Origin of the sequence: Methylocaldum sp. RMAD-M, assembly GCF_017832375.1 — a bacterium.
Classification (GTDB): domain Bacteria; phylum Pseudomonadota; class Gammaproteobacteria; order Methylococcales; family Methylococcaceae; genus Methylocaldum.
Genome location: NZ_JAFIBZ010000014.1, coordinates 64,798 through 83,475 on the forward strand (window position 1 = coordinate 64,798; position 18,678 = coordinate 83,475).

At 58.1% G+C, this 18,678-nt stretch carries 19 protein-coding genes; 7 read left to right on the plus strand and 12 right to left on the minus strand.

Annotation, left to right across the window (positions count from 1 at the left end; genetic code table 11):
- The first annotated feature begins 5 nt into the window (after positions 1-5).
- The gene (locus JOD69_RS14445; protein WP_086134289.1) at positions 6-977 is read left to right on the plus strand and encodes a polyprenyl synthetase family protein; all 972 of its coding nucleotides are present in this window, start codon (positions 6-8) and stop codon (positions 975-977) included.
- Positions 978-1,012: 35 nt separating this feature from the next.
- Here JOD69_RS14445 and JOD69_RS14450 read toward each other — a convergent pair whose 3' ends face one another.
- Positions 1,013-1,714 carry a class I SAM-dependent methyltransferase gene (locus JOD69_RS14450; protein ID WP_086134355.1) on the minus strand — a complete coding sequence of 234 codons (702 nt, stop codon included), beginning with the start codon at positions 1,712-1,714 and terminating at the stop codon, positions 1,013-1,015.
- A gap of 347 nt (positions 1,715-2,061) precedes the next feature.
- On the opposite strand from JOD69_RS14450, the gene JOD69_RS14455 reads away from it, so the two are divergent.
- On the plus strand, positions 2,062-3,687 hold the full coding sequence (locus tag JOD69_RS14455; RefSeq protein WP_086134290.1) for a DHA2 family efflux MFS transporter permease subunit: 1,626 nt from the start codon (positions 2,062-2,064) through the stop codon (positions 3,685-3,687).
- A gap of 486 nt (positions 3,688-4,173) precedes the next feature.
- On the opposite strand, the gene JOD69_RS14460 is transcribed toward JOD69_RS14455, so the two are convergent.
- Genes JOD69_RS14460 through JOD69_RS14475 form a run of 4 tightly spaced genes read right to left on the minus strand, consistent with a single transcriptional unit; the run spans position 4,174 to position 6,477 of the window.
- Positions 4,174-4,578 (minus strand): CBS domain-containing protein, encoded by a 405-nt coding sequence (locus JOD69_RS14460; RefSeq protein ID WP_086134291.1) that lies wholly within the window; start codon positions 4,576-4,578, stop codon positions 4,174-4,176.
- The gene (locus JOD69_RS14465; protein WP_077729416.1) at positions 4,578-4,928 is read right to left on the minus strand and encodes a P-II family nitrogen regulator; all 351 of its coding nucleotides are present in this window, start codon (positions 4,926-4,928) and stop codon (positions 4,578-4,580) included. Before JOD69_RS14465 ends, JOD69_RS14460 begins: the two co-directional genes overlap by 1 nt.
- Before the next feature lie 11 nt (positions 4,929-4,939).
- Positions 4,940-5,722, minus strand: coding sequence for a DUF1538 domain-containing protein (locus JOD69_RS14470; RefSeq protein ID WP_077729417.1), 783 nt, complete (start codon positions 5,720-5,722; stop codon positions 4,940-4,942).
- The gene (locus tag JOD69_RS14475; protein ID WP_077729418.1) at positions 5,719-6,477 is read right to left on the minus strand and encodes a DUF1538 domain-containing protein; all 759 of its coding nucleotides are present in this window, start codon (positions 6,475-6,477) and stop codon (positions 5,719-5,721) included. The genes JOD69_RS14470 and JOD69_RS14475 overlap by 4 nt, the downstream gene beginning before the upstream one ends.
- Before the next feature lie 364 nt (positions 6,478-6,841).
- Between JOD69_RS14475 and JOD69_RS14480 the strand changes: the two genes are divergently transcribed.
- Positions 6,842-8,074 (plus strand): cation:proton antiporter, encoded by a 1,233-nt coding sequence (locus tag JOD69_RS14480; RefSeq protein ID WP_086134292.1) that lies wholly within the window; start codon positions 6,842-6,844, stop codon positions 8,072-8,074.
- A 34-nt stretch (positions 8,075-8,108) separates the two neighbouring features.
- Here JOD69_RS14480 and JOD69_RS14485 read toward each other — a convergent pair whose 3' ends face one another.
- Positions 8,109-9,332 (minus strand): site-2 protease family protein, encoded by a 1,224-nt coding sequence (locus tag JOD69_RS14485; protein WP_077729420.1) that lies wholly within the window; start codon positions 9,330-9,332, stop codon positions 8,109-8,111.
- Positions 9,333-9,415: 83 nt separating this feature from the next.
- A complete protein-coding gene (locus JOD69_RS14490) occupies positions 9,416-10,105 on the minus strand; it encodes a DUF502 domain-containing protein (RefSeq protein WP_210024005.1) in 690 nt (229 codons plus the stop codon).
- Between the two features lie 363 nt (positions 10,106-10,468).
- Between JOD69_RS14490 and JOD69_RS14495 the strand changes: the two genes are divergently transcribed.
- On the plus strand, positions 10,469-12,217 hold the full coding sequence (locus JOD69_RS14495; protein ID WP_210024006.1) for a multicopper oxidase domain-containing protein: 1,749 nt from the start codon (positions 10,469-10,471) through the stop codon (positions 12,215-12,217).
- A 292-nt stretch (positions 12,218-12,509) separates the two neighbouring features.
- On the opposite strand, the gene JOD69_RS14500 is transcribed toward JOD69_RS14495, so the two are convergent.
- The 4 genes from JOD69_RS14500 to JOD69_RS14515 form a co-directional block, all read right to left on the minus strand.
- On the minus strand, positions 12,510-12,752 hold the full coding sequence (locus JOD69_RS14500) for a hypothetical protein (RefSeq protein WP_210024007.1): 243 nt from the start codon (positions 12,750-12,752) through the stop codon (positions 12,510-12,512).
- A 9-nt stretch (positions 12,753-12,761) separates the two neighbouring features.
- Positions 12,762-13,274 carry a cupin domain-containing protein gene (locus tag JOD69_RS14505; RefSeq protein ID WP_086134295.1) on the minus strand — a complete coding sequence of 171 codons (513 nt, stop codon included), beginning with the start codon at positions 13,272-13,274 and terminating at the stop codon, positions 12,762-12,764.
- 180 nt (positions 13,275-13,454) lie between these two features.
- Positions 13,455-13,973 carry a lipocalin family protein gene (locus JOD69_RS14510; protein WP_210024008.1) on the minus strand — a complete coding sequence of 173 codons (519 nt, stop codon included), beginning with the start codon at positions 13,971-13,973 and terminating at the stop codon, positions 13,455-13,457.
- Entirely contained in the window at positions 13,970-14,467 is a 498-nt protein-coding gene (locus tag JOD69_RS14515) for a DUF2956 domain-containing protein (protein WP_210024009.1), read from the minus strand. The genes JOD69_RS14510 and JOD69_RS14515 overlap by 4 nt, the downstream gene beginning before the upstream one ends.
- Positions 14,468-14,623: 156 nt before the next feature.
- On the opposite strand from JOD69_RS14515, the gene JOD69_RS14520 reads away from it, so the two are divergent.
- Complete coding sequence (locus tag JOD69_RS14520) at positions 14,624-15,736, plus strand: RNA ligase (RefSeq protein WP_210024010.1); 1,113 nt, start codon at positions 14,624-14,626, stop codon at positions 15,734-15,736.
- Here the strand turns inward: JOD69_RS14520 and JOD69_RS14525 are convergent.
- Entirely contained in the window at positions 15,695-16,306 is a 612-nt protein-coding gene (locus JOD69_RS14525; RefSeq protein WP_077729430.1) for an RNA ligase partner protein, read from the minus strand. The two genes, JOD69_RS14520 and JOD69_RS14525, sit on opposite strands and share 42 nt — an antisense overlap.
- Positions 16,307-16,537: 231 nt before the next feature.
- Here JOD69_RS14525 and JOD69_RS14530 point away from each other — a divergent pair, with 231 nt between their 5' ends.
- Positions 16,538-16,921 carry a DUF6394 family protein gene (locus JOD69_RS14530; RefSeq protein ID WP_077729431.1) on the plus strand — a complete coding sequence of 128 codons (384 nt, stop codon included), beginning with the start codon at positions 16,538-16,540 and terminating at the stop codon, positions 16,919-16,921.
- Positions 16,918-18,630 (plus strand): potassium channel protein, encoded by a 1,713-nt coding sequence (locus JOD69_RS14535; protein ID WP_210024011.1) that lies wholly within the window; start codon positions 16,918-16,920, stop codon positions 18,628-18,630. Before JOD69_RS14530 ends, JOD69_RS14535 begins: the two co-directional genes overlap by 4 nt.
- Positions 18,631-18,678: the final 48 nt, after the last annotated feature.

Genomic DNA, 18,678 nt, shown 5'->3' on the forward strand with positions numbered 1-18,678 from the left:
CGGGCGTGAAGGGATTCAAGGATTATTGCTGCGGGTGTAGGCCGATTCTTGTTGAAGCGATCGATCAGACCTTGCAGGGACTTTTTCAGGGCCTGCATGTCCGTCCCGATGAGGCGCTGAACGATACGTTCCGGGGCGGAAAGATGATCAGAGGTTCCCTCGTGTGCCTGGTGAACGAAAGCCTTGGCGGAAATCCGTCGTCCGCAGTGCCGAGATCCGTGGCGGTGGAGCTTGTTCACGGGGCCACGCTGATCCATGACGATTTCGTGGACCAGGATCGCGCCAGGCGGGGCAAACCTGCTGCCTGGACCTTGGCGGGGGCGCGGAAAGCGGTGCTTTTGGGAGATGTCATCTTCGCTTCCGCCATCGAGATGATGAGCGACTTGAGCCGGGATGATGGCCTGGCGGTGTCGCGTGCGATCGCCCGAATCGCCAAGGGCGCGTTTCAGGAACCCATCGATCCTTCGGAACTGGCTGTTTATCTCCGGGCCGATGCCGTGCCCGAATTCCTCTATGACGCGATCATCGATCTCAAGACCGGCGTGCTTTTCGGCGTTGCCTGCGAACTGGGTGCACTTGCGGCGGGTGCCGAGCGGGATGTCCGAAATGCGTTTTATCGCTATGGTGTTTTGATCGGCGAAGCGTATCAGATCGCCGACGATTTGCAGGAAATCAAGCATCACCTGTCGAGCGGAGTCATCGACGCTCGGGCCATAGCCGCTCTTGCGCCTGCGATAGTCCGCTTCGGCGGGAACCTACAAGCCTCGATTACGCCCCTGTTGACCGGAGAGCGCTCGGCGCTGTCGTGCGAACTGTCGAAAAGCTTCGAGGAAGCACGGATGAACATGGAGGAGGAGATGGAACGACGTCTCCGACTGTCGTGTCTCGAAGTCTCGGGGCTCGTGCCCGACTCCCGCAAGAGAGTAATGATTCATGACGCTCCACGGGATTTGATCGACATGTTTAACGGGGTTTAACGCATCGGGCTTTGGAGTGAGCGCTCACCGGAATTTCAGCTCGCGGATTTCGTCGCCGTCACCAGGGCCGACGCGCCCCAGGTCAGCGTTTCGACGTTCACCGGGGCGAAGCCGTTCTCGCGCAAAACCTCCGGAAGTTCGGTCAGCCATGCGGTTTGTTTGAGAAATCCGGGCAGTTCGTCGAAAACCGTTTTCCATTCGGGGAAAAATCTGGGTCCCGCCATTTGAAGAATTTTGAAGTAAAACTCCCAGAGCCGGGTGAATATGGGACCGCTGGGATAGGTGAAATCGTGCATGACGAGAACTCCGCCGGGGCGAAGCATGGCCTTGGCGTTTCGGATCAGACTCTCCAGCTCGGCATATTTGGCCAGATAAGAGGATGTAATACAGTCGATTGGTCCATCGACGCGGATGTCTTCGGCTTTTCCGAGCATGAAATCCACATTCCGGAGTTTCAGCGCGCGCGCTTTTTCCTTGGCGATATTCAGATATTCGTCCCGGAGTTCCACGCCCGTGACCCGGCATGCGGGAAAACGGCGGGCGATCTTGAACGTCAGGATGCCGGTCCCGCAGGCCTGGTCGACGATATGCGAAGCGTCTTTAGGAATCGCGTCCACAATCCTCTGTTTCCACCAAAGGTCGAAACCCAGGGTGCAGAGTCTGACGATGGTGTCGTAGCTGGCGCCGGTGCCGGCGAAAAAACGATGGGCCGTGGCTGTTCCGGGATGCGAATCCATGCGACCGACTCCTTGGGCTGCAACAAAGCCCGAAAGTGGATATTTCTCGAAGGCCGAGACTATCACGCGCATTAGGGTTTCGACTACTCCGACATCTATGTCGTCGGACGCTTCCGACGGCGAATGATTTGGATTCTCATAGAGCGTGTTGCCGCCGAGACAAACCGTTTGCGAATCGTAAAGTTCCCACTTATCCTAAACTGAACCGTTTAGTTTAGGGCGTCGCAACCGTGTTCATTCGTTTTCTGCTTCATCGAACTTCTCCGCTGGTCTTTTTTCAATGCCGATTCGGCGCATCGAAGCGCGGTTCGTCTACCCTGATCAGGACTCGAGTTCGATAGCGCGTCATGGCGGCAAGCGCAGCGGAGAAAATCCGTCTCGACACTGCCGGGAGCGAGCCGGAGCACGTAAGCGAAAGTCCGGAGATCCGGGAAAGAGAGGTCAGCCCGTCCGAATGGATCGGTTTTACCGCCATGATCTTCGGAGTATTCATGGCGGTCCTTGATATTCAGATCGTCGCCAGTTCTCTGGAGCAGATTCAGGCGGGTCTTTCGGCGACGCGGGACGAGATCGGCTGGGTACAAACCGCCTATCTGGTCGCCGAAGTGGTGATCATTCCCTTGTCCGGGTGGTTGGGCCGGGCCTTATCGACCCGTTATCTGTTCGTTCTCGCCTGCGGCGGCTTCACCTTGATGAGCCTATGCTGCGCGCTGGCCTGGGATCTGCCCTCGATGGTGGCGTTCCGAGCCTTGCAGGGGTTGTTCGGCGGAGCCATGATCCCGTCGATATTCGCGGTGATCTACACCTTGTTTCCGCCCCGCCTGCAACCGGCGATCACCATCCTGGTGGGGCTGGTGGTTACCGTCGCGCCCACCGCGGGCCCGGTACTCGGCGGCTATCTCACCGAGACGGTATCCTGGAAGGCGCTGTTTCTGATCAATCTCTTGCCCGGCTTGCTGGTCTGCCTAGGAACCTGGCTGTTCCTGCGGATTGACGAGCCCGAATGGGACTTGCTGAATCGGATCGATTTCCGCGGCATTTTGTACATCGTGGTTTTCCTTGGCAGCCTGCAATTCGTGCTGGAAGAGGGGACTCGGAAAGACTGGTTCGAAAGCGGCGAGATCGTGTTTTTCGCTTGTCTTGCCGCGGCGGGCGGCGTCGCGATGTTTTACCGGGAACTGACGCTCGAACACCCTATCGTCGACCTTTGGGCGTTTCGCAACCGCAATTTCGCTGTCGGCTGCGCGTTCAGCTTCATCCTCGGCATCGGCCTCTACACCATGATTTATCTGATCCCGGTGTATCTGGCCGGAGTCAAGGGGCTGAACAGTCTGCAGATCGGTCAATACGTCATGGTGACGGGCTTATTTCAATTCGTATCCGCCTTCTTCGCCGGCCCGTTATCCAAGGTGCTGGATTCGCGCCTGATGCTGGCCGGCGGACTGGCGCTCTACGGAACCGGCGCCTGGATGAACGGCAGTCTGACCGCCGACGCCGGCTATTGGGAATTCTTCTGGCCGCAAGCCGTGGAAGGCTTCGCCTTGATGTTCTGTTTCTTGCCGATCAGCGGTTTGGCCCTCGGTACCTTGCCGCCGGACGAGGTCAAGAACGCTAGCGGGCTGTTCAATCTGATGCGCAATCTGGGCGGAGCTATCGGCATCGCTGTCGCCAGTTCCTTGAAAACGCGCTATATCAAGGAGCATTACGCTGCGTTGCGAGAATCCGTGACCGGGGGTTCGCGGGAGGCAGAAGCCTTGATCGCTAAGCTGCAGGCGCAAATGGCCGGATTTCCCTTGCCGGACAGCGAAAAAGCGGCGCTCAAACAGCTTTCCCGGTGGGTGATACGAGAAGCCGAGGTCATGGCCGCCAACGATTTATTCCATCTGCTGGGGGCTATCTTTTTCGCCTCCCTCTTGTTGATGCCTCTGGTCAGGAAAGTGTCGACGGATCAGGAAACCGGTGGAGGACACTGATCCCGCACCGATTCAACGAAAACCTCTTGGGGAAGGGCAGTCGTAGGTCGGCAAGGGATTGCCGACCTACGACTAAAATAAACCGGCTCTCGCGATCGGGAGATGTTCTTATCTAAGTCAGCCAAACAAACCTGGTCGCCTGTCCACAGATTTCGTGGACAACCTTGTGGATAAATATGGGGATGAAAGCGGCGGCACCTGATATTTTCGGGCCTTACGTTAGTCTGGCCAGGTTTTTTTCAGGCCCGGTTGTTGGACGGATTAAAATCGTAAACTATTGATTTTGCGAAGATGATTTATTACGAAATGATGAATTGATAATTTACGGTATCGCCTTAACTAAGCGCTGCTTGTTCAAAATCCTGTCAAGTCTTGACAGTGGATAACTTTTCGATGCCGTATCGAAAAAGTATAGCAGTGGCTCAAAAAAGTGCCGTGGCTCACCTTGCCTGATTTGGGCATCGGCGGAACGGACGGAAACGGCCCTCAAACGATCTGATAAAGCCCGTCCAGCACGAGCGTGTTGGGACTTATCATGCCCACGACGTTGCGGCCGTCCAGCACCGGGGCGCGTACGAGATTGTGATTTGCGAACAGGCGCGAGCAGTACCGGATATCCATGTCGGGGTGCACCGAAATCACCGGCTTGCTCATGATTTCGTAGACGTTGACCCGATCGGGCGCGCGATCTTTCGCCAATACGTGCCGAGCAATGTCCCCGGCGGTGATCAAGCCGTATTCGTCGTCATCGTGCCGCTTGTTGACCACCAGCACCGAGGTTCTCATCGATTTCATTTTCTTCAAGGCTTCGCTGATGGTGGCGATGCCGTCGATCGTTCCGAAATCGGTCTTCATAACGTCCCGGACCCGGATAATGGGCTTCTTTTCCATTAAAGTTCCTCCTCGACGATGGGGGCTAATTTTTCCATTTGATGCGTGATCCCTACGGCGTCTTCCACATCGATCTGAAGCGCGATTCCGGTGCCGGGCTTTTCGTCGAACTTGCCCGCACGGCCGATGGCTTCCAGGATATGTCGAGTCAGATGCTCCTCTACCAGGAACAACAGCACGTCCCTTTGGCTTTCCAGGCTCAGTCCGAAAAACGTTTTCGTTCGCTTGAGTCCTTCGCCGCGGGCATTGGCGATGACGGTGGCGCCGGTAGCGCCATGTGCACGAGCGGTTTTCAGGATGAGCTCGGTTTTATCGTCTTCCACGAAGGCGATGATCAGTTTGAAGCGCATATGAGGCTACCTTAGTCGTTGTTGGCCGCTTGATTGCGCCGACTCAACCACATGGCGATCTGGCCGTAACCAAGCACGTTGATTATAGGAATTAGACAAGTGAACGCAATCAGGCCGAATCCGTCCAGCAAGGGATTGCGGCCGGGAACGGCGGCGGCCAGACCCAATCCGAGTGCCGTCACGATGGGTACCGTTACCGTCGACGAGGCCACATTGCCGGCGTCGTACGCGAGCCCGGCGATGACCTTGGGGGCGAAAACGGTCTGAATGGCTACGATGGCGTACCCCGTAAGGATGTAGGTGTACAGCGGTGCGCCGGTAACGATCCTGAACGTGCCTAGCGCCAGTCCGCCGCCTACGCCGAGGGCGACCGCGAGACGGAGCGGCAGGGCTCTGATGCTTCCGGCCGAAACCTCCGATACCTTGACCGCAACGGCGATGAGGGTGGGTTCGGCCATGGCCGCGGCGAATCCGATGCAGCCGGCAAACAGATAGACCCAGATATAGTTATACCAATGGACACGATCAGGATCGGGCTCGATACCGAGAAAATCCGGCGCGGTCAGCTGTTGAGCCATCAGATCGCCGATCGGAAACAGGGCCATTTTGAGTCCTACCAGAAATAGGGCAACGCCTAGCAGGACGTACAAAAAGCCCACGAGAATCCGGCCCGGGTGAGGCAAGGGTTTTCTGATGACCAGCAGTTGGAAGAGCACCAGCAAACCGATGATCGGGGATACGGCGCGCAGGGTCTCCAACAATATATTTCCGAATTCGTGCAGCCACTCGTTCATGCAAATATCCCGTATCCCATGACGAAGATCATGGACATCAAGGCGGCGAGGGCGAGCAGTCCGAAGCCATCGCTCACGGGATTACGCCCAGGAATGGAGGACGAGAGTCCAACGCCCAACGCAGTCACCAGGGGCACGGTGATGGTCGAGGTGGTCACGCCGCCGGAATCGTAGGCGATGCCGATGATTTCCGGCGGCGCGAAGATCGTCATGATGCCTACGCCAGCGTAGCCGCCGACGATCACATAAGGAAGCGGCCAGCCGCGGATGATGCGGATCGTGCTGACGATCAGCGCGAATCCCACCGCCGTGGCGACGGTAAGGCGAAGACCCAGTGCGTATGATTTGCGGGCCTCTACCGAAGCTGTAATCGCGCCGTCGTCGGCGGCGATGCGGGCTGCTTCGTCGGCGACGGCGATAAGTGCCGGTTCGGCTACGGTGGCGCCGAATCCCAGTGCGAAAGCGAATACCAGTATCCAAAATAGGCTGCCCTTGCGGACGAACGCATGGGCCATGCTTTCGCCCAGCGGAAACAGCCCCAGCTTCAAGCCCTGCATAAAAAAGGTCAGCCCCAAAACGACCAGCAGCATGCCTGCAACGAACCGTCCGGCCTCGGGAATCGGCTGCTGGATTACCAGGATTTGAAAAAACAGGATGACCACCACGATGGGCACCAGATCCAGTGCGCTGGCGAGTAACTGCCGAACGAAGCGGTTATGCAAAACCCGTTCGATGAAAGGAAATTTTGACCCCATAAGTACAATCGTGAATCTTGCTCGATATGGATTGGTAGATGTGCGACCGCGTTGATGGCAACTTGGCGAACGCGAGTGCCCTAAGTGCGCGAAAATCGCCTCTTCCAGGTCGTTCCGAACCGACGAGGTTGAGGGGGTTTTGCGCTAATAGTGCACCCGGGGTGGGATAGTCTAATCATCGGCCATTTTGGTCGTGCTGTGCAAGGTGGTTGTCACGCTAGTGGTACATTAAGCCGGTATCATGCTGAGTCCAGAGAACGATGATTGAAAGCGTGCGGGACTTGACCGACGATACGTTTTTCCGGTTCTCTAGGCGTTTCCCCATACGAGTTCGCCGAATCGCCACATCGGGAGAATATGTCCTATGGAATACCCGGTACACGGATTCTTCCTCAATCTTCTGATCATTCTCTTGAGCGCGCGCATGTTCGCCGAGCTGGCGGCGCTGGCGCGGGTGCCCCCGGTGGTCGGAGAACTCATGGCCGGAGTCGTTTTGGGGCCTACGGTGCTGGGCTGGATCGAACCGAGCCAGACCATCCGCATGCTGGCCGAGATCGGTATCATTTTGCTGTTGTTCGAAGCGGGGCTCGAAACCGACATCCGCCAGTTGGCGCGCGCCGGCTTCAAATCCTCGATCGTGGCGGTCAGCGGCTTCGCCTTGCCGTTCGCATTCGGCTTCTTGGTGAGCTATGAAGTCTTCGAACGCCCGTTGCTCGAATCCCTTTTCATCGGCGGAACCCTGACCGCCACCAGCATCGGCATCACGATACGGGTTTTGACCGACCTGCATCAGAGGCACTCTCACGAAGCTCAACTGGTGCTAGGGGCCGCAGTAATCGACGACATTCTGGGGGTGGTGCTGCTCGCGATTCTTTATGAGTTTTCCATCGGCGGCGGTATCAGTTATATGAACGCCGGCCGGGTGCTGCTGTTCATCGCCGTATTCTTCCTGCTGGCTCCGATTTTCGCCAAGCTCATATCGCTGGAGATCAGGCGCTTCGACGAGTTCAGCCAGACGCCGGGACTGATTCCCACGACCGTTGTGTCCTTGGTCCTTTTTTTCGCCTGGCTATCCCACGAGATCGGCGCGCCCGAACTTCTCGGGGGATTTGCGGCAGGACTCGCCCTTTCCCGGAGATTTTTCCTGCCGTTCGGTCTGGCCGTGCATGCCGGTACCGAATTCGCCGAGCGCATCGACAATCAGATGCGCCCCATCATTTATCTGTTCGTGCCGATTTTCTTCGTGATGGTCGGGCTATCGCTGAATCTCCGAACCATCGATTGGACGTCCCCCTTCATTTGGGTGTTTTCGCTATCCCTGATCGGTACCGCAATAGCGGGCAAGCTGTTCAGCGCGCTGTTCATCAGCGAACGCTGGGTGACTCGTTTTGCCGTCGGGCTGGCGATGATTCCGCGCGGCGAGGTAGGGCTCATCTTTGCCGAGCTGGGGCGGACATCGAACATCTTGAGCAACGAGATCTATGCCGCCTTGATCATCGTCATCGCCTTCACCACCATCTTCGCGCCGCTGCTGCTGAAAGGGTATTACCACGCCCTCGGGTCCCGGCTTGCAGCCGAACCGGTTCGCAGACAGTAAATCCCGAGCCTTGCCCGCCGATGGGCGGTTTCCGTCAGCCGAGAGGCCGCGAAGCAGGCCGGCCGCCTTCAGTGACAGTCAGGCCGGCATGAAGCGATAGCCATTTCAAAATATCTTCGCGCCGGACGAATCCGAGGAGCTGCCCGTTTTTCAGCACCGGCAGCTGATTCACGTCACGCTTGCCGAAAAGGTCCAGCGCGGCGGCTGCGTCCTGCTCGGGAGAAAGAGTCACCAATTCGTGTCTCGGCGTCATGATGTCGCCGACAGTCGTGGTCCTCCACGCGTCGCGCGGGCGCTTCGGCAGATCGCGAAGGCAGATCATTCCGATGAACTGGCCGCGCTCCTCGACCGGAAAAGCGCGTTGTCCGCTCGGCATCAGGTGTTCGTCCACCAATGCCTGAAGAGATAACTGCGGCGCCACCCGCTCGAACCGGGTGTGCATGATGCGCAGGACGGGCACGTCCTCGAGCCATTGGTGAACGAGCAACTGGCGGTAGCTCATGACGGCCGCATTGTTGAGGAACCAGCCGATCAAGGCGAGCCACAAGCCATTGATGAAACCGGCCCCGAATATCGGTACGCGCAATCCCAGGATCATGAGAAAGCCGGACCCCATCAACACCCAGGCAAACCCTTGCCCGACCGCCGAGGCGCGGCGCGTAGCGGTGAGCAAATCGCCGGTCGCGCCCCACAGCGCGGCACGAAGAATCCGCCCGCCGTCGAGCGGAAAGCCGGGAACCAGATTGAACAGGCCGAGAATGATGTTGATGGGGCCCAGCCACATGAGCAGGCTGACGGTAGGCCCCAAAGTCGCGAACGATTGCTGCGGGTTGTCGGGATCGATCTCCATGGGACCGATAACCATCTTGGCCAGTCCCAGAAAAACGAATCCGAGCACGAGGCTGGTGATCGGCCCCACGGCTGCCATGTACAACTCGGCGCGCCATGAGGGAGGTTCTTTCTCCATATGCGCCATCCCGCCGAACATGAACAAGGTAATGCGCGGAATCGGAATACCGTTGGCTCGGCCAACTATGGCATGGGAAAGTTCATGCAAAAGCACCGACCCGAAGAACAGCAAGGCCGCGGCGATTGCGGTTCCCCAAATCAGCAGCGGGCCCCAGTCCGGATGCCAAGCCGGAAACAAGCCGGCCCCGAGACTTAAGGTAATGAGCGAGAAGATGATCAGCAGGCTCCAGTCAACCAGGATTTCGATGCCTGCCACGCGCCCGAGGCGCAAAGCTGTTCGTGCTCCCATGGTAATGCTCCGTTCGGTTGGTCCGGCCGTCGATAAACTCTTTGACAGTTTCGGGCGGGATAAAGCATCGGAACGCGCAAATCTCACCCCGATCGACTAGTTGGTTCTTTCATCGGCATTTCGCTGCCGTCTTGTCCGCGGCGTTGGGCGTCCGAAAAGCCGACATGCTCGCGGGTGCTGGTCCCGCACGATATGACGAATTGCATGCCTTCTTCCACGGTCCAATCGGTGGGCGTCACCTGGGAAAAGGGCACGATTTCCATATAACCGGACGTCGGATTCGGAGCGGTGGGCATATAAACCACCGCCAGTTCCTCGCCGGTTTCGGTATCCCGGACGATGCGTGTCACAAAGGCCACGGCCCGCATTTTCTCGGTGGGATAATTGATCAGCACGACCCTTTGGATCTGCTCCGGTTGCGCTTGAAAGGCGAGTAGCAGCCGCTTGGTGGAGCCGTAGATGGCTTTCAGTACCGGGATTTTTTCCAGCAACAATTCAAACCCGATCAGAATCTGCCGACCGACCACCCGGCTCGTCAGCCAGCCCAGCATGAAGAGCAAGACGAGGGTGATCAGCAGGGCGAGCACCGAATCGATCCAGCCGTTGAGCATCAAATCCGCCAGCTTGGGAGAAAATGTATAAATGGCTCTATACAAGGCCGGTATCCAAGGTCGCCCGAAGGCGATCAGCTTTGCCAGGATGAAGTCGAAAACGAGCCAGGTGAGCAGTATCGGGGTAAGGACGACCAGCCCCGCGAGAATGTTTCTCTGCACGTGGTGGATGAAAGATCTTCGCCGTTTGCTCTCCATAGAAATTACCGACAAACGTTTTGCAAAGTCGTTGCGTGATTCAGGCTCGCCGAGATATCGCGAGGTTCAAAAATTCTGGCTACGGATCGGCGAAATCCGTCTTTCAAGACGGGGCTGCGGCAATCTGTCCATAAGAAAATCATTGAATTATTATGCTGTCGCTCCTGTCCTAGGCGTATCATAGTACCGGTCGGCAGGACTGCGCGATCATTCGGTTTCCAGGAGGAAGAGATCTATTTATTCCAGGCGCTCGCCGGTCGAGGTGAACAACCCCAAAAGATGCGGCTGAGCCGTCTGCGACCATAACGACAGATTCGAGGAGAGCTTATGCAAGATCCAGTCGATCGTTCGCGCCGCCGCTTCATTTTTCAAACCGGTGTCGGTTTATTAGCCGCAGCGAGCATGCCGGCATGGGTGCGTGCCATGGAGATGCACGGCATGCCCAAATTGACGCCCAATCGGGCGTCTCCCGCCTTCAAGCCCGATGTCGAGATCGAATTGGCTGCCCGCCAGGGCTCCATATCCATTCTGCCGGGACAGGCGACCCGGGTGCAGCACTATACCGCCAAGTTGCTGAGTGGCCCGAAGGATACGCTGACCGAGCTGCCCAGTTGCTATCTCGGACCGATCATCCGCTTGCAAAAGGGCCAGAAAGTCCGCATTCATTTCCGCAACGACCTGATGGAACCCACTATCACCCATTGGCACGGACTCCACGTCCCCGCGCTGATGGATGGCCATCCGATGTACATCATCGATCCGGGCGAGACCTTCGTGTATGAATTCGAAGTGATCAACCGGGCGAGCCTCAATATCTATCATCCACATCCGCACGAAATTACCGCGAAGCAGGTGTACTACGGTCTTGCCGGCGGCTTGATCATAAACGACGAAGAGGAGGCGAGACTCGAATTGCCTTCCGGCGAGTACGAGATACCCATCGTCCTTCAGGATCGCCGGTTCAATGCCCAAAACCAGTTGATTTACGGTCCGCACATGCACGATCGCATGATGGGATTCTACGGCGACCGCATCCTGGTCAACGGCCAGCCGAATGCCGAGTTCGAAGTGGCCAGCCGCGCCTACCGTCTCCGTTTCCTCAACGGCTCCAATGCCCGTATTTACAAACTCGGCTGGAGCGACGGCACGCCGGTGACCGTGATCGGCGTCGACGGCGGACTCCTGGAGTCCCCGGAAACTTTCCCTTACGTGATGCTGGCACCCGGGGAGCGCCTCGATGTCTGGGCGGATTTCAGCGGCCGGCCCAAGGGCACTGAGTTGACGATGCGCAGCCTGCCGTTCTCCGGCGTGCTGCCGATGATGGCCGAGCACATGGGGGGGCGCGGCGGAAGGGGAGGCATGGGCGGCATGATGGGAGGAATGGGCATGATGGGCGCCATGGCCTTGCCCGTCGGCAGCGATTATCCCCTGTTCAAGATCCGCGTCACCCGCGAGACCGGCGAGAGCCCGAAGCTGCCGAGCCGGCTGTCGAAGATCGACCGCTATACGCTGGACGATGTCGCCAACCCCAGCAAGCCCGTGCCGATCGCCATTTCTGAGTCTCCGATGGCGATGCTGCTCAACGGCCGCTCCTATGCCTTCGACGATATTCAGCCGTTCGAGCGGATTCCGCTCGATACCGTGCAGCTCATGGAAATTTTCCATACTAGCGGCGGCGGACACGGCATGGGCGGTATGGGCCACGGTATGCGAGGCCGCATGATGGGAATGATGGGCGGCCACGGAAGCGAGGCCCAGGAAGAAGGGCAGGGCATGGGCGGTATGGGCATGAGGGGTGGCATGGGGATGATGTTTTCCATGGCGCACCCCATCCACCTGCACGGCGACCAATTCCAGATCATCAGCCGCACCGTAGCCGTCGAGAGAGCGGACAGCTATGCGACGGTAAAAGACGGTTTGGTCAGTAGCGGCTGGAAGGATACCGTGTTGGTCATGCCTGGCGAGACCGTGCGCATGATCAAGCCGTTCCACCACTACAAGGGCGTGTTCATGTATCACTGCCATAACCTCGAACACGAGGACATGGGCATGATGCGGGATTTCTTGATCGAGTAGCCGCCGGGATTTGTCTGTCAACAATATCCCGCCACACCGGAAAACGATGGCGTTGTAGCGTTGTAGGGTGGGTTAGGCGCGCATCACGCCGAGTCCGCAAAGTTCCCTCTGTGTTTCTGCGCGCCGTAACCCACCAGGCAAGGCCGCGGAACCGGTGGGCTTCGCTTCGTTCTACCCACCATCGATGGGTTTCGCTTCGCTCTACCCATCCTACGCCTACGCCGGAAACATGAGGCGTAATCGTGTTTTCCGTCCAACTCGAGGCCGGCATCCTTCGCCGACGCCTGTCCCTCTAATCGGCTCTCAGCCGCTTTCCATCGACTTCGATCAGGCGGTCCAAGCGAATCTCCAACCCGCTCTTCAACTTCAGGAATTCCTCCTTGTCCCTGGCGTAAATATCCTCGACTCGGTCCTCGACGGTAACGGGATCGCCGGACGCGTCCCGATAAGTGATCGGGCACGTACGGCGTCTCACCGCGAGCGTTTCCAGTTCGTCGTGGAAATCACAGCTGATGGGTTGGTAATGATCCGTCACCGGAATGGCTCAGTGATGGGTATAGTCATGGAAGGATTTCTGAAAAAGCGGCGTCAGGGTTTCCCACAAGACTTCGCTTCCTTGCGCGATGAAATACGAGTCGCCGGGTGTCAGATAAGTGATTGTTCCCGCTGAATCTGTGATTTTGAGCACCCCGTGAATGACTTGCATGTGCTCGTCGAACGGAAAGACGATCCGGATCCTGGCTTGTCCGATCTGCTCGAAAACCCCGTGCACGGTAGTGTCGTCCGGAGGAGGCGGCGCGTCGAACCGCATCTTGATGGTCGGATTGCCCTTCAACACCGTTCCGCCTAGCGCCGGTATCTGGGAAGTGACATCCACGAAATCGGAATCGTCGACGATCCGTCCCATCTTGTAGATCATTACGCCGGTATTCGAGGTGTTGGAGCCTTGAACGCCCTCAGTCATGTCTGTGGTGCCGGCCCAACCATGACCACTATAAAGGATCAAAGCGGAAGCCATGGAAATCGCAATGCGCGAGATGGATTTTTGAGACTTCATCGATACCCTCCCTGAGTTTCCTTCGATTGCTGTTGAGCAAGAACTAGCGGTTCCTTCGAAGAAAGGAACGCGACGGAAGGGTATATATCCCAAAAGGGCTTGTCAGGCAAGCGGACGTCCGGGCCGCCTGAGCCGGCTGTATGACCGATCGTTGACTCGGCCGATTGGCGGATATGCCGGTTACTTCTCGCTGTGGTCGACGTAGATCAGACGATCGGTCGCAAATCCGAGCGCTTTGGCTTTCGTGACCAGGTGGTGTAGTACAGAGGATTCCAGTGTCTTCTCTCTCGCCAATATCCACAAATACGATCGGGTGGGGCCGGAAACGAGGGCATAGGAGTAGTTCTCCTTGTCCAGATCGATAATGTTATAGCCGCCGTAAAAGGGCCCGAAAAACGAAACCTTCAGCCGGCCGATGTCCGGACTTTCCACGAAATAGGCTTTGCCTGTCGCTTCCCGCCATTCCTGCTTTCGGGAGTCGAAGCCCCGGTTGACCACCTTTATGCCGCCGTCCTCCCGTAGGCCATAAGTCGCGGTGACGCGGGTCAGGCCCCGTTCGAACGAGTGGTCGAGGCGCGCGATTTCGTACCAGGCGCCGAGATACCGGCTCAGTTCAAAGCCATGAACGGGCGAAACGCCTTTGGGGATACCGGCGCATCCTGCGAGAAATAGGGTGGACAGGAGTGCCAGCAGTTTCATTGACCGTGATTCAGCCGAATGGCCTTATAGAAGAACCACCCGGAAAACCCGGCAAACGCTATGACGGCGGCCAGGGACGCCCAGACGGGCAGGGTGAAAGGACCAAGGCTGGCCGGCCATCCGGCGACAAGCGATACGGCGAGGATGCCGGCCATAACGGCGAAGACTCCTCCGCCGAGGAGCAGCATTCCGCTGATACCCGATTCAGCGAGGTCCAACGTGAAATCCGCTTCATCCTCCTCTCGCTGTTGGCCGGTTGACTCGACCTGTTTGAGTTTGAGCGCTTTCTTGCGCACTTTATCCCGTTCCCGGGCCTTGGCGCTCTGCTGTTTCTTGTAAAGCTCTATGCCCTTGGCGATGCCTTGCGCGATCAGCTTGGTTTGTTCCTTGGTCTGTCCCGGCTTCTGGATGCTTTTGGCGACCTTGAGCGCTTCTTCCTGGATGTTTTCGTTGACTTGAGTCTGAATCGACGGTCGAGAATCGGTCTTGGACATGGTGTTTCAGAAGAATGAATTTAATTTCCTCACGTTAGTCCAGGAATGGGGCGTTTGACAATTGCTTTCATAAAGCGAGCCGGATTCAAACGGGTTGCCTCGGCCATCCCAGAGGTCTATTTATTCAAGGTATCGATCTCCTGGAGCTTATTACTCGTGATTTCAAAACCCGCAATCGACGCCGAACGGATTCGAAAGGCCGTGCAATCGGGCAAGGCAGCCGATGCCGAAAGCGGCGGTTTGCGCCATGTCCGATTCGTTCACGATTTCGAGGATATTGCGCGCGGCACCGTCATCTTCGACGAAGGAACCGTTTACGGCTATCCGGCCATCGGGCGGTTGCTCGCGCTGCGAACCGGGCTCGCCAAGCAGCTTTCCGGTCCTTTCTGGATGGAGGAGAAAATCGACGGTTTCAATATCCGTGTGACCCGAATCCAGAATAGCCTCATCGCTCTGACCCGCGGCGGTTACGTTTGCCCCTTTACCACCGATCGCTTGCCCGATCTGCTGGACACAGCGATTTTCGATGATCAGCCGGATTTGGTGCTGTGCGCCGAGGTCGCGGGGCCGGACAATCCCTATATAGAGAGCGCGCCGCCGTTCATTTCGGAAGACGTGAGGCTGTTCGTGTTCGACCTGATGCGGCGGAACAACCCCCGCTTTCTGCCCCAGGACGAGAAAATGGAGCTGATCCGCCGGCATGTCTTGCCGTCGGTCGAGATCTTCGGACGCTTCGAAACCGGCGATTTAAAACCCATTTCGGACATCCTGAAGCGGCTCGACGAGGAAGGCCGCGAAGGCGCCGTGTTCAAGGAGGATTCGCCCCGCCAGCGGCGCACCAAGCATGTCACCGGCAGCGCCAATCTTTCGGACATCCGAACCAGCGTCTACAGCCTTCTGGATTTGTCGCCGGAATATTTCACCAGCCGAATTCTGAGACTGGCATTCTTTGTCGACGAGCAGGAGCTGGAAGGATTCGACGATTTGAACCGGCGCGCCGGGGCGGCATTCCTGGACGGTTTGCAGGAAGCCATCCGGCAGCACCGCAGCGAAGGCCGGGTTTCCCACCGCTTCCGCTGCCGTTTCCGCGATCCGGAAAACGCCCGCCGCTTGATCAAATATCTGAAACGGGCCTCGGGCCACGTTCAGGTCGTCCAGCGGGAGTTGAAGCCGGAGGGTGGATTCTGGCTGCTGGAGTTCGACCGGATCTACCCGTCGCTGAACGGTCTATTGAGCGACTGGCTGGCCGGGAAAGTGGTGTTCGATTAGCGTTTCCAGAACGCTGCGGAGGTTTTCCGGCATCAGGATTTTTACGCCGACCTTGTCGGCCCATTTCCGAAGTCCCTCGTCGGCGGATATCAGGACGCCGTCCAATTCGTACGCCAGCAGCAGCACGTCCATGTCTTCGCGGCTGTCGATGATGCCCTGCCGCAGCGCTTCCCGGTAACGCTCCCTGAGCCGGTTGATGACCCGTCCCGCGTCCTGGATTTCGCCGGTTTCCCGGGCGGCCTTGGCGTATTCCTCGGCGATGTGCTGGCCGCGGTCGATGCGCTTGCGCACTTCTTCGATGAGTTCGTAAACGATCTGGGCGGGAATCTGCAAGTTGAACTTGCGCGGCGAGCGGATGCGTACGCTGGCCTCGAAAGCCGGCGGCAGTTCGCCCATGTTTTTCATGAGGCGGAGCTCGTCGTACACCGAGCGCGGCATGAAACATTCGACGGACGTCTGGCGGACCAGTTCGAGAAAGCCGAGTATGGCGCTCGGCGAATCGACGCCGAATTGGGTGTAGATGTCGGGATTGGTGAAAACGCTGGTATCGAGGACGAAGCGCTCGGTCATGGCGGCTCCTGCGCGGGTTTTGGAAGGTTATAGCCAACCGGGTCGCGAACCGTCAACCGTTACTGCATGCGATTCGTGACCGGCGAGCAATGCTTTTCATTACCCTTGGAATCACCCCGGCCGCACACGTTGCAAACCTGGCATAAGGGGAATATGTTGAATCCGGCGGCCTAAGCCTGAGGAGAATGCCCCGAGTGCGGACGTATCCGCTTATTCACTGAGAGGAGTTGCATGAATCTGGAAAAAGTCGTCTTTGGTTTCTTCATCGTTCTCGCCGCCACGCTCAACTTTGGCTTCTTCGTCGGCGAAATCGACAAGCCTCATCTTCATCATGTCTCCGAGTTGTTCGCCGCCATCGTGGTGAATCTGATCGCCACCGTGCTCAAGTTCGGCGATCGCACGCAGATCGGCGCGATTCATCTGGCCACCAGCCTGGTGGCCGACCTTCAGTTGATCGCCGCGGCCGTGGACTGGGGCTATGCGGTTTATATGTCGGCCGAGGGGCTGACGCCCGGAGCCATGGCCAGCGTGGTTTCGCTTGCCGGCGGTGCGATGCTCGCCAATCTCATTTCGGTGACGATGCTGATCGCCGAGACGGTAATGCTGCGCCGATGAATACAAGCCCGATAAACACCGCCTTTTTTGTCGCGCTCCGCCACATGCGGGCGCCGCTGATCTTTTTGATCGCGATCTTCGCGATCTCGGTCGGCGGGCTGGTGCTGATTCCCGGTGTCGATGCGCAAGGAAATCCCTGGCGGATGGATTTCTTCCATGCGCTTTATTTCATCAGTTACACGGCAACGACCATAGGCTTCGGCGAAATTCCCTACACCTTCACCGATGCCCAGCGACTGTGGGTCATTTTCTGCATTTTCCTGTCCGTGATCGGCTGGGCCTACGTCATCAGCAAGCTGTTTGCCGTGATTCAGGACCGCGGTTTCAAACAGGCGCTGACCGGACAACGCTTCGCCCGTTCGGTAAGAAGGCTGGGAGAACCTTTCTATCTGATTTGCGGTTACGGTGAAACCGGCCAGTTGCTGGCCCGTTCGCTGGATTATCTGAACATCCCGTTCGTGGTGATCGACATCGATCCCGAGCGTATCGACGAACTCGATTTGCAGGATTATCTATTCGATGCGCCAGGCCTGGCCGGAGATGCCCGGCTGCCGAACAATTTGATCATGGCCGGCTTGACCCACCCGAACTGCGTGGGCGTCATCGCCCTCACCAACGACGACTCCGCCAATCTCGCCGTCGCCATCGCGGTACGGCTGTTGAATCCGGAGATTCCCGCATTGTGCCGGGCGACGACGGTCGACGTGGCCGCCAATATGGCATCCTTCGGTACTCGGCACATCATCGATCCGTTCGAGAAATTCGCGGAATATCTCGCGCTGGCGATACGGTCTCCCGGCTCCTACCGACTGCTCGAATGGCTGACAGGGCTGCCGGGCACGGAACTGGCCGCCGAGCGGGTGCCGCCCCGCGGGAATTGGCTGGTGTGCGGCTACGGGCGATTCGGGCAGGCGATCGTTCGTCATATCACGCACGAACAGTTGGACGTAACCCTGATCGACCCGAAGCCGCCCAGCCGCGAAACGGCTCTGCCCTGGGTTCTCGGCGTGGGCACCCGCGCCGAGACGCTGTGCGAGGCCGGGGTGAACGGAGCGGTGGGCATCGTCGCCGGTACCGACGACGACATCAACAACTTGTCGATTGTGGTCACGGCGCGCGAGCTCAACCCCAATCTATTCGTGGTGCTCAGGCAAAACTTGCAGGCAAACCGCGAATTGTTCACGGCTTTCGATTCCGATTTCACGGTGGTTCCGAGCGAAATCATCGCGCACGAATGCCTGGCGATCCTGACGACGCCGCTGCTGTCGCGCTTTCTCGCGATCGTGAAGCGCAAGGACGATGCCTGGGCCGACGATGTCATCGCCCGGATTTCCGCCGTCACCGGGACGCTCGTTCCCGCCGTCTGGAGCGTGACCCTCGATTCTCGGCTGGCCCCGGCCATTGCCGAGACGATCCATCGCTCGACCATCACTTTGGATAGCGTGATGCGCGATCCCGTCGACCGGAATCGGCAGCTGCCCTGTATCCCGTTGATGGTGGTGCGGAGCGCCGAGGACATCGAGATTCCTGCGCCGGAGCTCATGCTGCGCGAGGGCGACAGCATCCTGTTTGCCGGGATGTCGTCGGCCATTCCGGACCAGCAGTCGATACTCCGCAATCTCAATGTCCTGAATTATGTTTTGTTCGGCACGGAGGTAGCCAGCAGCTGGCTTTGGCGAAAGCTGACCGGCGCCGAGGCGGGACTCTAAGGGTACAGTCCATCTTGGCCGCCGTGGTGGACGGACCGTTTGCCGCTA

What these genes read in the sequence shown, in the direction of transcription:
- JOD69_RS14485 (WP_077729420.1), bottom strand. Translation starts at nt 9,332, where the DNA reads ATGGGAGCACGAACAGCTTTGCGCCTCGGGCGCGTGGCAGGCATCGAA.
- JOD69_RS14530 (WP_077729431.1), top strand. Translation starts at nt 16,538, where the DNA reads ATGAATCTGGAAAAAGTCGTCTTTGGTTTCTTCATCGTTCTCGCCGCC.
- JOD69_RS14505 (WP_086134295.1), bottom strand. Translation starts at nt 13,274, where the DNA reads ATGAAGTCTCAAAAATCCATCTCGCGCATTGCGATTTCCATGGCTTCC.
- JOD69_RS14450 (WP_086134355.1), bottom strand. Translation starts at nt 1,714, where the DNA reads ATGGATTCGCATCCCGGAACAGCCACGGCCCATCGTTTTTTCGCCGGC.
- JOD69_RS14460 (WP_086134291.1), bottom strand. Translation starts at nt 4,578, where the DNA reads ATGGAAAAGAAGCCCATTATCCGGGTCCGGGACGTTATGAAGACCGAT.
- JOD69_RS14515 (WP_210024009.1), bottom strand. Translation starts at nt 14,467, where the DNA reads ATGTCCAAGACCGATTCTCGACCGTCGATTCAGACTCAAGTCAACGAA.
- JOD69_RS14465 (WP_077729416.1), bottom strand. Translation starts at nt 4,928, where the DNA reads ATGCGCTTCAAACTGATCATCGCCTTCGTGGAAGACGATAAAACCGAG.
- JOD69_RS14495 (WP_210024006.1), top strand. Translation starts at nt 10,469, where the DNA reads ATGCAAGATCCAGTCGATCGTTCGCGCCGCCGCTTCATTTTTCAAACC.
- JOD69_RS14525 (WP_077729430.1), bottom strand. Translation starts at nt 16,306, where the DNA reads ATGACCGAGCGCTTCGTCCTCGATACCAGCGTTTTCACCAATCCCGAC.
- JOD69_RS14535 (WP_210024011.1), top strand. Translation starts at nt 16,918, where the DNA reads ATGAATACAAGCCCGATAAACACCGCCTTTTTTGTCGCGCTCCGCCAC.
- JOD69_RS14455 (WP_086134290.1), top strand. Translation starts at nt 2,062, where the DNA reads ATGGCGGCAAGCGCAGCGGAGAAAATCCGTCTCGACACTGCCGGGAGC.
- JOD69_RS14510 (WP_210024008.1), bottom strand. Translation starts at nt 13,973, where the DNA reads ATGAAACTGCTGGCACTCCTGTCCACCCTATTTCTCGCAGGATGCGCC.
- JOD69_RS14470 (WP_077729417.1), bottom strand. Translation starts at nt 5,722, where the DNA reads ATGAACGAGTGGCTGCACGAATTCGGAAATATATTGTTGGAGACCCTG.
- JOD69_RS14480 (WP_086134292.1), top strand. Translation starts at nt 6,842, where the DNA reads ATGGAATACCCGGTACACGGATTCTTCCTCAATCTTCTGATCATTCTC.
- JOD69_RS14475 (WP_077729418.1), bottom strand. Translation starts at nt 6,477, where the DNA reads ATGGGGTCAAAATTTCCTTTCATCGAACGGGTTTTGCATAACCGCTTC.